Origin of the sequence: Micromonospora sp. WMMD710 (assembly GCF_029626045.1) — a bacterium.
Taxonomy (GTDB): Bacteria; Actinomycetota; Actinomycetes; order Mycobacteriales; family Micromonosporaceae; genus Micromonospora.
This window is the reverse complement of record NZ_JARUBD010000001.1, coordinates 5,360,257-5,372,763: the sequence shown is the minus strand read 5'-3', so window position 1 is coordinate 5,372,763 and position 12,507 is coordinate 5,360,257. Positions and strand designations below refer to the sequence as shown.

The window sequence follows — 12,507 nt, the reverse complement described above, 5'->3', positions numbered from 1 at the left end:
CAACCACCGACCCCGTCCTGGACCCGGTGGTCCACTCCTCCGAGCTCGTCTCAGGCGACGCTGGCGGTGCGGCTCGATAGATCAGCAGGCTAAAGCAGCAGGCCCAGCCGCCATACCCCACGCTGAGGGTAGTGGGGCAACCGGGGTGTAACTTCTACTGTCTGTGCCAGGCGTGATGTCGATGGAGGTCTACGTGCGTGAGGTCGTACGTCGGTCGGTACGGGCGATCCTGTGGGACGAACGCGATCAGCTCGTGTTGATCAAGAGGACGAAGCCTGGCCAGGTCCCTTACTGGACTGCGCCCGGTGGCGGCCTCGAACCGACGGACGCATCCCTTGATGCAGCCCTGCGGCGTGAGTTGCGAGAGGAGTTGGGCGCGGAGGCAGAGCAGCTTAGCCAGGTGTTCTTGTTCAGCTCACCGTCGGGTGAGGGAGTGTCCGTACAGCACTTCGTCTCCTGCCGGCTCACTCGAGTAGACAAGAGCGCCCGTACGGGTGCGGAGTTCACAGATCCGGGCCGTGGTGGCTATGCCTTGGACCGCGTGGCTGTCGACCGCCTTTCTGAGGTAGACCTGAAGCCTGAAGCCCTGAAAGAGTTCATCCTCGCGAACGCCGATGCCTTGCTATCGGAGTTCAGCTAAGGCGGGCCAGATCCCTGCCGGTGGAAGCGTGAAGCGGCGCGCGGCTTGGAACACGTCTTGGGGGCGGCTCGCTCCGGCGGTGAGCGCTGCGACCGCGCCGATGAGCATTCGGTGCGAGACGATCAATGCTGTGTTTCCTTCACCCGGGTGGCCGACGATCGCCGAGGCAGCCGCCGCCCGTTCGTAAAGCGCTGTGAGGCTTTCGCCGCCGGCCAGGGTTGAGTCTGGGTCGCGGAGCCGGTTCGTGCGCCAGGTCTGGTACTCGGCTGGGTAGTCGTCCGGTCCTTTGCCGAGGACGCAATCGGGGGCGCGCCACTCGGCGTACAGCGGGTTGGGAGCGGCGAGCGGCACGCCGAGCAGCGCAGCCAGAATCTCCGCGCTTGTGGCGGCGCGCGGATGCGGGCTGGTCAAAACAATTGCAGGTCGGACACCGCGGTCACGAAGTGCGTGGGTGGCGGAGGCGATTTGTGCCGCGCCGCGCGCGCTGAGAGGCGTCTCGGGGCGGGCATGGGCGTGGGGGCGGGTGATTCCGTCGAGGCTGGTTCCGTGGCGGATCCAGAGGGTCGTCATGACAGGTGCCAGCCGCCGTCGATGTTGATCGCTTGGCCGGTGATGAAGCCCGCTTCTGGTGAGGCCAGGAAGGCGATGGCGGCGGCGACGTCTGCGGGTTGGCCCCGTCGTTTAATGGACTGTCGGTCGATCTGGCGTCGGACCATGGCCTCGTGATCGGGTACGACGCTATGTTCTGCGGGGACCTCGATCGAGCCGGGCCGCACAGTGTTGACGGTGATGTTGTGGGGGCCGAGTTCGCGGGCGAGCGCGCGAACGAGTCCTTCCAGGCCGCTTTTCGCGGCGATGTAACCGGCGAGGTCGACGCGTCCGATCTGGGTCATGACTGACGAGACAGCGACGATGCGGCCGTAATTGTTACTGATGAAGGCTGGTGTGGCGGCGCGGATCGCGGCGGCGTGCGTGACGAGGTTGAGTTCGAGCTGGTAGCGAAGGACGTTGAGGTCCGTCCGGCTCCACGGGATGCGGGGGTACGCGCCGGCGTTACTGATCAGGACTGCGAGTTGGGTGGCGTGTTGCTCGATGGTGGCGCGGAGTGCGGTCTGGGTGTCAGCGGCGGTCAGGTCGCCGGTGACGGTATGGGTCTGTGCGCCGTGGCGGCGGGCGGCGTCGACGACTGCGGCGAGGTTGGTGTCGTCGTATCGGTGGGTCAGGATGAGGTCGAAGGCGGCTGACAGCCGGGCGGCGATGGCCGCCCCGATGCCTGTGCCTGCTCCCGTGATGACGGCGATGGGGCGGCTCATGAGGGCGGCTCCGCTGGCGTCTGAGGGGTGAGTCCGAGAATCCGCTCAAGGTCGGCGTCGGGTGCGTAGAGGTCGGCGAGTAGGCCCAGCGACAGAGCGGCGTCGCGGGGTTCCAGGAGCTGTAGTGGGTAGACGGCGAGGATCCGCATGGCGAGGTATGGGCGTATCCAGGTGAGTAGGTCGGTGGCGGCGGAGAGTGCGAGCGGCCGGGCGAGCGTCGTGAGGTATCGGGTGATGGCATGCTGCCGGGCCGGCGATGGTTGGTGCTGGTAGTCGATGCCGACGGCTCGGTGGGAGAGTCTCCTGAGCCGTACGGTGGGCTCGACAGCTTCGACGAGTGCCATCCGGTGGTCGGCGTAGGCGTCGGTGTTGTAGTGAGGGACGAGCCAGGCGCCGTGCAATCTCTGGTACCACAGGAAGCAGGCGATCTCGCCGGGGAGGGCGTTGAGGCCTGCGGTGTCGTAGTCGAACCAGACGGGCTGGTTTTCGGCGTCGAGGCCGATGTTGAAGTCGGTGGGGTCGCCCTGGGTCATCGCGGCCCAGACCTGCTCGTCCGGGTGGAAGGCGTCGCGTAGCTCACCGAGGAGGGCAGGAAGGTCGAGCCGTCGGGGCTGTCCGTTGACCATGAGGGTGGTCTCCCGCAGCTCGGAGGGCCGGAGACCGTCGGCGCCGGCAAGTTTGAGCACGATCGGGTTGTGGCCGTAGTAGTGGTCCAGCCTGCCGCCGGGCTGGGCCCGGTCGCGGTAGAGCTTGCTGTTGGCGCGTGAGGCGGGGACTCGGCAGATGGTCGCGTCGATGGTTCGGCGGTAGTGATCGAGGATCGCGTCGAGCCCGCGGTCGAGGTTGGCCGCGCTGCCGGGGCCGGTGGATGTGAGAGCGTCGAGGAGCAGGCCGGTGTCCGGAAGATCAGGTCGGTGGCGGTCGTAGAGGGTGAGGGTCCAGTGCCCGACGCGGTGCTGGGAATGCAGCCTCGGTAGCCGGTAGTGGTGGCGGATTCGGTGGTGCCCAGCGACTTCGGCCGCAGCCTCCACGGGGTTCGGATTCACCTTGGCGAAGAGGTGGTGTGCGCCGATGTCGAGGTGGAAGGTGCGGTTCATGGTGAAGCGGCGGTAGCGGCCGACGCGGATCATCGAGTCCACCAGCCCGCGCACTGCCCCGCGAAGTCGGCTATGACCTTGGCGGGGATGGCGCGAAGGTCGCTCGCGGTGGACCAGAGAGTGTCGTCGTAGCGGTCCCGCACGGGACACGCGTCGGCGACCGACATCAGGTGCGAGAACGGGGTCGCCACCGCGTGGTGGCCTGCTGATCCGGTGATCCACTTGGCGTAGCCGTGCCGTCCATAAAGGCCGACCACATGCGGCTGGGTGCCGTCCGCTCGGATGGTGAGCGCGGCGAGATGGGTCAGGCCAGTGTCGTTGCCGATGACCAGCTCGGCAGCGGCGAACAGGTCAATGCACTCGACCGCCGTTGGTCCGTGAATCACCTCAATCTGCCCTACGGATGCCTGAGGCTGGTGGCCCGGCGGTGTCACCAGGCTGAAGCGCCAGGCGCCCGAGTGGCGGGCCGACAGATGTTCGGCGAGTGCGCCGAAGCTGTCGATGCCGTAGTCCTTGCGGTCGGGGCGACTCGTCGTGGCCACGAAGATCACGTGGAGTGGCTTCGGCGCTGCGACCGACGACCGGAACCTGGGGGACGGATCATCGGATGCGGGGAGCCTGACGCCGAGGGCTTGCTCGATATCGAGGTAGTAGCGCATCGGCAGCGCGGCGTGGACCTCGACAAGGTCGGCGTCGATGAGGTCGAGCAGCGTTGGAGGCGACTCCGGTACCGCGTCGAATTTTGAGGCGTCTTCGCTGCGAAGCGTGCCCAGTTGGTGCCCGTCGCCGCCCGTGACCGTGACTGGAAGGGTGCACCGGGCGATCAGGTCCGCCCGGCTGCCCGCGTACTCCAGGGTTCCGAACTGATCGTGGGTGGCATCGTGAAGCGCCTGCGCCATGGCGAGGCCGAGCAGCAGGTCGCCGAGTCCGCTAGAGCGGAAGTCGACGCGCCACCCATTCTCACGAACCGCGTCGAGGCGTGCCCGCCGGGGTGGGATCTCTCCGTTGGCCCGGCGATACGGCAGGAGCCGGCCGAGCGGCGCCTGTTCACGTCGGACGACGTACCGTCCGCCGCGGTGGCACACCGGTTCCTCGACGAGGGTCACAGCGTGGTCAGTACGCACAGCGGGACCCCATTGCGTTCGAGTAGCTGTCGGCCCTCGCCAGCGGTGTCTTCGACGAGGCAGAGCGCGCCGGTGATGTCGGCGCCGGCCGCGCGAAGCGCCTCGACGAGATTGGCCAGAGTCAGTCCGGTGGTGATCTCGTCGTCCACGATGAGGACGCGCAGTCCTTCGAAGTCGCCGTAGGCGAAGACCTCAAGACGCCGGGCATGCGGCTCGTGGAACACGAGCTTCCCGGGTAGGTCGAGGTTGACTTTCCAGGCAAGCCGATACTGGCTACCACTGGCCCAGGCCACCGCGATCGTCGGAATGATGCCGCCGGCGTCCAGGCCCAGGAGAAGGTCATGCGGCCGGTACGCCGGGTGCTCGCACCATCGCTTCCACAAGCTGCTCCCCGTCGCAAGCACCTGTTCCGCGGCCGCGTCGGTGCGGATGCCATCGAGGCCGTGGACGACGCGGATCGGACGAGTGGTGTCTCCCACCCCGAGCCGGGTCACCCGATCGGCGTGAAGAACCTCGTCAAAGGCGGTGGTCATCGAGGATCTGATCCTTCCGTCTGGGGCGTGTTGGACGCGACCAAGCAGCCGAGCGCGTCGTGGTAGGCGAGGATTTTGGTGGCGGCTCTGCGAACCCGATGGGAGAGAATCTCGTCCTGCCGCCACCGGCCGCCGCTGACCTCGGCCACCGCCGGGAGGTCGACGTCGGCGTCCGGATGACTGGTGGTGAAGGCGAGGCGAACCTCCTCGCTGGCGTCGAGGTCCACCCCGTCGGCGCGCAGGATGATCTTCATGATCAGCACGACGTGCTTGTAGACAGCGCGGACATCGGGCTCAGGGTTCGCGGCGAGTCGCCGCAACACCATCGCCACGAGCGGCAGCTCGCTGCGTGAGGCGCGGTCGTCGGCTGGTGCGTCGAAGGCGTTCAGTACGAGGTCGCTTCGGCGGTAGAGCAGTCCGCAGCCATCGCGGGCTATCTGCCGCACCGCGTGCAGTACTCGGGGTGGGACCAACCCGGCGAGCATCTCCCGGGTGGTGAACGACGACAGTGCGATCTTCTCCCCCGCCGGTCCGCTCTGGGGGACACGCCTGGTCTGAAGCCAGTGCAGCGGCAGCGTGTCGCGTACGACAAGGAGGTCGATGTCGCTCCACCCGGACTGCCAGCCCTGATGGGCGAGGCTCCCCGTGGCGGCGACGAGCGCGGTCTCAGAGGGCGGTCTGAGGATGTTCGACTTGATCTATGGCTTGCGTCCAGTTGGCGATCTTTCAGCGGGTTTCGTCGTATGGCGATCGCTCGATGTTGTGAAAGGTGAATCCTGGTCGTGACCGTCGAGCGGTCGCGGCGTTAGGCCCGTCATGGGTGATCGAAAGCCGTATCCCAGTGACGTCAGTGACGAGCAGTGGGCGTTGATCGGGCCGTTCCTGCGGGCGTGGAAGGCCAGGCGTGTCTCGGTCTCGGGTCATCAGGGCGACTACGACCTGCGGGAGATCGTGAACGCGATCCTCTACCAGAACCGGACCGGCTGTCAGTGGGCGTACCTGCCGCACGACCTGCCCCCGAAGTCGGCGACCTACTACTACTTCGCCCTGTGGCGTGACGACGGCACCGACCAGACGATCCACGACCTCCTGCGCTGCCAGGCACGGGAGAAGGCCGGCCGGGCCGAGGACCCGACCGCGGTCGTACTGGACACCCAGTCGATCCGGGCCGCGAACCACGTCCCGGCCGCCACGACCGGCAAAGACGCCGCGAAGAAGGTACCCGGCCGCAAGCGGGGCCTGGCCGTGGACACGTTGGGCCTGATCATCGCGGTCGTGGTGACCGCCGCGTCGGCCACCGACAACGCCATCGGCATCCATCTGCTCGACAAGGTCGTCGAACACACACCGACGGTCACCCGCGCCTGGGTCGACGCCGGGTTCAAACAGGACTTCGCGCTGCACGGCGCCGTCCTGGGTGTCGATGTCGAGGTCGTCAAACGCGCCGACACCAGGCCCGGCTTCGTGCCGATCCGCAAACGGTGGATCGTGGAGCAGACCCACGGCACGCTCATGCTCCACCGCCGTCTCGTGCGCGAGTACGAGAGCCGACCGGAATCGGCCGTGTCCCGAACGTTGTGGGCATCCACGGCGAACATCATGCGTCGGCTGACCGGGACCAGCACACCCACCTGGCGGCACCGGTGAACCTGCCCGCGATCCTCGACCTGATCGCCGAACGCGAAACCACCGCGCGCCAGGCCGCCGACCAGCTCCGCGAGAAGATCACCACCCTCACCGCAGAACTCGCCCGCATCGACAGCGACCTGGCCGACCTGGCAACCACCCGCACCACCCTGCGCACCCTCGCCGCCACCGAGTTCACAGCCGAGGACCCGACGATAGCCAGCGCCCCCTACCAGCAGATCCTGCACGTCCTCACCACCGCGCCCACCGGCATGCGGGCAAAGGGCATCTGCCTCGCACTCGGCGTCGAACCCTCACCGAAACACGTCGAAGCCACCCGCGCGAAGCTGAAACGCATGGTCAACCACCAGGTCCTGACCGAAGACGAACCCGGAATGTTCACTCTCGCCCCGAAACGGACCTAATCTTTCGAACCACCCTCTCAGAATCGGTCAGTCTGGCGACGCACTCCGCGAGTACCGGTTGCAGGGCCTCGGGGATGGCCGTGTCCGCGTGCGGTGGAACCCTTGCCCCGGACCTGCGGTGAACCACTTCCGTGACGGCCCACTTCAGCGCGGCGAGGCTGTGGCCGTTGTCGATGACCGTGTCGGCGATCGACGCGATGCGGTCTCCACCCCGGCTTCGCTTGATCGCGTCGCGGGCGGAGAGCGACTCCATGGCCTCGGTGGCGCGCTGCGCGCGAAGCCTGTCCGGGAGGCGGAGGAACACAATCTCGCAGCGCTCGCCCCAGATCCTGCGGAGGTGTGCTGTGGCCTCCAAGCGGTGCGCGCTCTCCAGGCTGATCCGGTGCGAGCCCGGGTTCAGCGCGGCGAACCGAAGGATCTCTTCTGTGAGCATCTGCGCCTGGGTCAGCTCGTCCCATTCGCGATACGGATCGGCCGCACCGAGCCGATCGGCGGCAAGCTGCATGAGGTAGCCGATCTTCAGCCGGGTGGCTGTGTGCTCCGTGCGCAGCAACTCACCGACCGTGCTCTTGCCGCTCTCGGACATACCAGCGAGCACCCATAGGTGCTTGATCCGGTCTGGTGGCAGCGGAACGACGGGCACGTCGAGCTGCGTCAGGGCCTCACGGATTTCACGCTGCACGTCGAGGAGTGGGCGGTGCCCGCGCACCACGATGGCCTGGTACTCCCCGCCATCGACTTGAAGGTCGATCGCCTCGGCCAGTCGCCGCTGGTACTCGACGTAGCGTTCGGTAGTCGGCACAGGCTCGCGTGCCACGGCGTGGTGCGCCTCGGCGACCGGCTGGTCGCTGTGGCGCAGCAGCAGGTGCAGCTCACGGCGCGGCGCGGGGGCATAGCGACGTGCTTTGGCCTCAACTTGGGCGAGCGCCTCGGCGGTGGAGATGCCGTCCTTGACCGCCGCTGTCGCCGCGCAGGTCGCCACAAGCATCGGCCAACCGCGGTCCTCCAAAGCCAAGGGGCCGCCACCGGCACACCGTGCGGCGTGGGAGCTGAACACGAGGTCGATGTGTTCGTCGGTGGTGCTGTCGACGAACCACCACTGACTGAAGTCTCGTCGCGACACCTCGGCCCATCGCCGGTCCCACCGATCGACTGTCCCGGTGAACTCGACGTTCGGCATCGCCGACGCCAGCCAACGGGCGTTCGTGGTCTTGCCGACGTTGTCGGCGCCGTTGAGGGTGACGGCGATCCTCATCGCGGCTCCCGATAGCTCTTGAGCGCGCGCCAGTGAGGAATCCGGCGGCGACCTCCATGGATGTCGAGCACAAGGGTGTCGAAGGCTTCGGTGAGTTCGGTGAACTGCTGGAGCGCCAGCGAAGGATCGACTTCGTTCGGGTCCAGCTGGGCGGTCTCCGAGAATCGCCTCCACCGAACCCATGCGATGGCCATGCGGTCGATCACGGAGCCGATCGTCTCGGTGTGCAACGGTGCCCCACCCGGAGGCCGAATCACATGCTCAACCCAAGAGTCGATCTCCCCGATGAGAGCGACGCGAGTGGCGTTGAGACGATCGATCGATCTCTTGGCAGCAGCTACCACGTGGTCGTCAGCGGCCGGGTCGCGGGAGATTGTCTCCGCCGCCCATTGTTCGCGGTGGTGCGAGGCGAGCCGAGACGCCGCGTGAAGGGGCACTGCCCAAACCTCTGGCAGAACCCGCGGATGGCCGCCGAACGTATTGGTGATCAGGTCTGAGCTGGGCAGCGGTGGACAATGCTGCGGGTCGGGGGCGAGTGGTGGGTCACCGACGGAACGGAGGGGCATGGGTGAGCCTCCTTGGTCCTTGGTAGGGCGGCGGCCGGTGCACGGCCTGTCAGGGCCGTAGGGAGGTGCCGGTGTGGGTGGTGTTGTCTTGCCAGCGGTTGCCGACCGGACGCGGGGAGTTGATCGGCATTGGGTTACTGGCGCGGTGCGGGTTACGGCGCATGGGTCGCAGGCTCGGCCCGTTCGGCACGGTGAGGGGCGGGCGGAGCGTGTACCCATAGCGGGCGAGCAGGTGCTCCGGTTCTGCGGTAACGGCGGTCCAGGAGGGCAGGCCGATGCGGTCGAGGCGGGCGCGGTGATGGCTGAGCAGGGCGCTGCCGCAGCCGGCCTTCTGCCGCGTTGGGGATACGGCGAGGAGCGCCAGGTGGTAGTGCGGTTCGGTGGGCTGCTGCTGTGCGATCAGGCACTCAAGGGCGTTGAAGCGCTCAGCGTGTGCTCCGGCGGCCTCCACGAGGCGGGTCGGGTAGTTGGCCGGTGGCGGGATCGGTCGGTAGCGGTGAAAGCCGACCATGGCGGCGGTGAGGTCGTCGGTGAGGTGCACGTCGCCGAAGAACATCGCGTGCTCCACCCACACCGCGACGACGTCGGTCATCACCTGGCGGCGCTGCGCCGCGTCCGGTACCAGCCAGGCACCGAGCGGGCTGGGGTGCAGGGCGTCGGCGATCAACGCGGCGACGGCCTGTCTGTCTGTCCAGCGGGCGGCGCGGATACGAACGCTTGAGTCCACGGCGTTGTCGTCCCTTTCGGCAATCTATCGGTAGGTGGCGGTGGCGAGGTCACCGGTCGCGGCGTCGACAGCGGCGGTGATCTCCCGGATGGGGCGGTGGTGTTGGGCGGCGATGGTCTTCAGGTGGGCGGTGAGGGTGGCGGTGTCGTCGTCGAGGTAGAGGTGATCGGCGAGGCCGAGGACGGCGACGAGTCCGGCGAGCGCGGCGGTGTGGTTGTCCGGTTGTTCGCGACCGGCGGCGAGGTAGCGCAGCCGGGCGCGGGCGACGACGGCCCACTTGGTGTCGGTGGCGAGGTAGGCGTCGGCGCGGATTAGGCCGCCGAGGCGGCGGCGGGCGGTGTGGCGCAGGATGCCGGCGGCGACGAGTCCGGCGCGGGTGCGTTCGTACAGGTCGTCGGCGAAGCTACGCAGGAACGCCTTCACGGTTGGGGTGGTCCGGGAGTGGTGGATCACGGCGAGGGCGGTGTCGGCGATCAGGTCACCGACTACCTGGTCGGAGTTCAGGCGTAGCCACCGGTCCGCAGCCCGATGGTCGCCGTAGGAGTCGAGGGTGATCCGTCCTGCGAGGAACAGGTCGATCAGCACTCCGCCGGCCATGCCGAGGGCCAAGGCTTGGCGGTGCACGTGCGGCTGGCCGGTGTCGTCGTGGTGCCCGAGCAGGAACAGCTCGTCGCGCAGCGACAGCTCGTCGCGCAGCGACAGCTGGGGTATCGACGCGGTCATCAGATGCCCCTATTCCTGAACTGCGGCAATGTCCCGCAGCCGGGCGTGCGCGTCGCGGTAGGCAGCCTGCGACTGCGGGAGCAGGGCTTTGTCGATGGCCGCCAGGACGGTGTAGTTGGGGTCGCAGACGTTGCCGATGGGTGCCCGCCCGGCCTGCGAGATGAGCTGATAGGCGTCCAGGGTCTGCAGGCCGCACAAGTCGACGGTCCAGGCGGTGAGGTCCCGGTGGGCCATGCGGTAGGCGTCCTCCAGGGGGCGGGCGCAGCCGACCGACATGATGGTCGTGTCAGTTTCCAGGCGCGGCCAGGCGGTGGCGGCACCCTTGACGACCTCGACGGCGAGGTTGGTGGCGGTGGCGATCTCCACGCCGACACCGCAGGCTTCGCCGTGGCCCTGGCGGGCGTGACCGTCGCCGAGGGCGAGCATCGCCCCGTGCACGTTCACCCCGAGATACAGGGTGGTCCCGGCGCGCAGTTCCGGGGTGTCGAGGTTCCCGCCGTAGTAGTCCGGAACGATCGTGGACCGGGACTCCATGCCGCCTGGGGCGACGCCGATGGTGCCGATCATGGGATCCAGCGGCAGCTCGACGGTGTGCTCGCTGGCGGTGGCCCGGTAGCGGACGATGCCCGCGTGCCGGTCGATGTCGTACACCCACACCCGCTCCTCCAGCGGCGGCTGCAGGGTGGCTGTGTGCGAGGTCGATGTGAGTGCCCCGAAGTACGGGAAGGTAGCCGATACGCCCCAGTCCCGGGCCGGTTCGATCGACAGGAGATGCACGGCGAGGGTGTCGCCGGGCTCGGCGTCCTCGACGAAGAACGGCCCCGACACGGGGTTCAGGTACGGCATCTGGCAGACCTGCGACGGCAGGTCCGCCGGTCCTCGCACGAGGCCGCCGAAGCAGTCCTCGGTGTGCACGGTGATGATGTCGCCGGAGCGGACGTGCGCCACCGGCAGGCGTCCGCCGAAGGTGTAGGCCAACTCGTCGCGGGCGGGCCGGTAGGTGAAGTGGCTCATCGCGATCACATCCGCTCCATGTCACGCCCGGCGGCCTGGGTGGGGGCCAGGCCGGACAGCACCGGCCGGCGGCCGGTCAGGTACAGGCCGGCCAGAACCAGCACGCCGAGGCCTAGCCAGGTCAGGCCGAGGCGCTGGGCGGCGATGTTGGCGTTCACCACCACGTAGGCGAGGATCACGAACCCGATTCCGGGCATGAGCAGGTGCGCGAGCCAGTTGCCGCTGTGACGGCGGATCACGTGGTGCACAACCACGGAGACGTGCAGGACCAGGAACGCCACCATCGCGCCGAAGTTGATCAGCGACGACAACAGCGTGATGCCATCCGCCCGCGTCGCCATGTACAAGCCCAGGGCGAGGGACACGACGCCGGTGAGCAGGGTCGCGTTGATCGGCACGCTGCGCCGCACCGACACCTTGGCAAGGAAGGCGGGGAGCTGCCGATCACGGGCCATCGCGTACAGCAGCCGGGACGTGGCGACCTGCGCGACCATCGAGTTCGGCAAACCCCATGCGATCGCGGTCGCCACCGCGCACACCGTCGCCAGCCAACTCCCGCCGGCTACGGCGGCGGCGTCGTAGAAGGCGGTGCCGTTCACGTCGCCCTCGGCCAGCAACCCGCCGGGGTTGGGCACGAGCATCGCCGCCAGCCACGTCTGCGCGATGAACAGCACCCCCGCCAGAACAAGCACGGCAGCCATCGCCCGGCCGATCTGCCGGGCGCCGTCACGGGTCTCCTCCGCCAACATGGAGATGCCGTCGAAGCCCAGGAACGACAGCACCGCGATTGACACCGCCCCCGCCACGAGGGACCAGGTGAAGGTGTCGGCGTTGTAGAACGCGTCCCAGCTGAACCGGCCCCTACCCGTCGCGAGGGCCCAACCGGCGACGACCAGGAACAAAGCCAAGACGATCAGCTCACCGACGAGCATCACCCGGGTGACCACCGCCGTCATGCGGATGCCGACCGAGTTGACGACGGTGTTGACCGCGACGAACCCGAGCAGCCACAGCCACACCGGCGCCGCCGGCACCGTGGAGTGCATCGCCACCGACGCCACCAGGTACAGCAGGCCGGGCACGAGCACGTAGTCGAGGAGGATCACCCAGCCGGCGAGGAACCCGACCGGCGGGCTGATGCCCCGACCGGCGTAGTTGTAGACGCTGCCTGACATCGGGAAGGCCTTCACCATCTGCGCGTACGAGAACGCGGTGAACACCAGCGCCACCACACCGATGGCATAGGCGAGGGCCACCATGCCGCCAGAGCCCGCATAGACGCTTCCGAAGATCGCCATCGGCGCGATCGGCACCATGTACACCAAGCCGTACGCCAACAGGTCCCGAAACCGCAGCTGGCGGCTGAGTTCCTGCCGATAGCCGTAGCGGGCCAAGTCGTTCGAGGTTGTCATCGGTAATCCTCACGAGGATGAGAAGCGCGAGCAGGGCGCGGTGAGACGCCTG

At 67.9% G+C, this 12,507-nt stretch carries 15 protein-coding genes; 3 read left to right on the top strand and 12 right to left on the bottom strand.

What is annotated here, in order from left to right:
- The first annotated feature begins 193 nt into the window (after window positions 1-193).
- On the top strand, window positions 194-640 hold the full coding sequence (locus O7620_RS24875) for an NUDIX domain-containing protein (protein WP_278127136.1): 447 nt from the start codon (window positions 194-196) through the stop codon (window positions 638-640).
- Here the strand turns inward: O7620_RS24875 and O7620_RS24870 are convergent.
- The 6 genes from O7620_RS24870 to O7620_RS24845 are packed head-to-tail and all read right to left on the bottom strand — an operon-like array spanning window position 623 to window position 5,192.
- Window positions 623-1,210 (bottom strand): histidine phosphatase family protein, encoded by a 588-nt coding sequence (locus tag O7620_RS24870; protein WP_278125462.1) that lies wholly within the window; start codon window positions 1,208-1,210, stop codon window positions 623-625. The two genes, O7620_RS24875 and O7620_RS24870, sit on opposite strands and share 18 nt — an antisense overlap.
- The gene (locus tag O7620_RS24865; protein WP_278125460.1) at window positions 1,207-1,953 is read right to left on the bottom strand and encodes an SDR family oxidoreductase; all 747 of its coding nucleotides are present in this window, start codon (window positions 1,951-1,953) and stop codon (window positions 1,207-1,209) included. The genes O7620_RS24870 and O7620_RS24865 overlap by 4 nt, the downstream gene beginning before the upstream one ends.
- The gene (locus tag O7620_RS24860) at window positions 1,950-3,083 is read right to left on the bottom strand and encodes a hypothetical protein (RefSeq protein ID WP_278125459.1); all 1,134 of its coding nucleotides are present in this window, start codon (window positions 3,081-3,083) and stop codon (window positions 1,950-1,952) included. Before O7620_RS24860 ends, O7620_RS24865 begins: the two co-directional genes overlap by 4 nt.
- Window positions 3,080-4,156, bottom strand: a complete 1,077-nt coding sequence (locus O7620_RS24855; RefSeq protein ID WP_278125457.1) for a glycosyltransferase family 9 protein — start codon at window positions 4,154-4,156, stop codon at window positions 3,080-3,082. The genes O7620_RS24860 and O7620_RS24855 overlap by 4 nt, the downstream gene beginning before the upstream one ends.
- Entirely contained in the window at window positions 4,153-4,707 is a 555-nt protein-coding gene (locus O7620_RS24850) for a phosphoribosyltransferase (protein ID WP_278125456.1), read from the bottom strand. Before O7620_RS24850 ends, O7620_RS24855 begins: the two co-directional genes overlap by 4 nt.
- Window positions 4,704-5,192, bottom strand: coding sequence for a hypothetical protein (locus tag O7620_RS24845; protein WP_278125454.1), 489 nt, complete (start codon window positions 5,190-5,192; stop codon window positions 4,704-4,706). Before O7620_RS24845 ends, O7620_RS24850 begins: the two co-directional genes overlap by 4 nt.
- 331 nt (window positions 5,193-5,523) lie before the next feature.
- On the opposite strand from O7620_RS24845, the gene O7620_RS24840 reads away from it, so the two are divergent.
- Window positions 5,524-6,354 carry an IS5 family transposase gene (locus O7620_RS24840; RefSeq protein ID WP_278122041.1) on the top strand — a complete coding sequence of 277 codons (831 nt, stop codon included), beginning with the start codon at window positions 5,524-5,526 and terminating at the stop codon, window positions 6,352-6,354.
- Complete coding sequence (locus O7620_RS24835; RefSeq protein WP_278122040.1) at window positions 6,351-6,758, top strand: hypothetical protein; 408 nt, start codon at window positions 6,351-6,353, stop codon at window positions 6,756-6,758. The genes O7620_RS24840 and O7620_RS24835 overlap by 4 nt, the downstream gene beginning before the upstream one ends.
- On the opposite strand, the gene O7620_RS24830 is transcribed toward O7620_RS24835, so the two are convergent.
- The 6 genes from O7620_RS24830 to O7620_RS24805 are packed head-to-tail and all read right to left on the bottom strand — an operon-like array spanning window position 6,733 to window position 12,455.
- On the bottom strand, window positions 6,733-8,013 hold the full coding sequence (locus O7620_RS24830) for a hypothetical protein (RefSeq protein WP_278125453.1): 1,281 nt from the start codon (window positions 8,011-8,013) through the stop codon (window positions 6,733-6,735). The genes O7620_RS24835 and O7620_RS24830 overlap by 26 nt on opposite strands.
- Window positions 8,010-8,579, bottom strand: coding sequence for a DUF4254 domain-containing protein (locus O7620_RS24825; RefSeq protein WP_278125452.1), 570 nt, complete (start codon window positions 8,577-8,579; stop codon window positions 8,010-8,012). The genes O7620_RS24830 and O7620_RS24825 overlap by 4 nt, the downstream gene beginning before the upstream one ends.
- A 49-nt stretch (window positions 8,580-8,628) precedes the next feature.
- Window positions 8,629-9,306: a GNAT family N-acetyltransferase gene (locus O7620_RS24820; protein WP_278125450.1), complete on the bottom strand. Its 678-nt coding sequence runs from the start codon at window positions 9,304-9,306 to the stop codon at window positions 8,629-8,631.
- 24 nt (window positions 9,307-9,330) lie between these two features.
- On the bottom strand, window positions 9,331-10,029 hold the full coding sequence (locus tag O7620_RS24815; protein WP_278125448.1) for a GPP34 family phosphoprotein: 699 nt from the start codon (window positions 10,027-10,029) through the stop codon (window positions 9,331-9,333).
- 9 nt (window positions 10,030-10,038) lie between these two features.
- Window positions 10,039-11,052, bottom strand: a complete 1,014-nt coding sequence (locus tag O7620_RS24810; RefSeq protein WP_278125446.1) for an acetamidase/formamidase family protein — start codon at window positions 11,050-11,052, stop codon at window positions 10,039-10,041.
- Window positions 11,049-12,455 carry an APC family permease gene (locus O7620_RS24805; RefSeq protein ID WP_278125445.1) on the bottom strand — a complete coding sequence of 469 codons (1,407 nt, stop codon included), beginning with the start codon at window positions 12,453-12,455 and terminating at the stop codon, window positions 11,049-11,051. The genes O7620_RS24810 and O7620_RS24805 overlap by 4 nt, the downstream gene beginning before the upstream one ends.
- Between the last annotated feature and the right edge of the window lie 52 nt (window positions 12,456-12,507).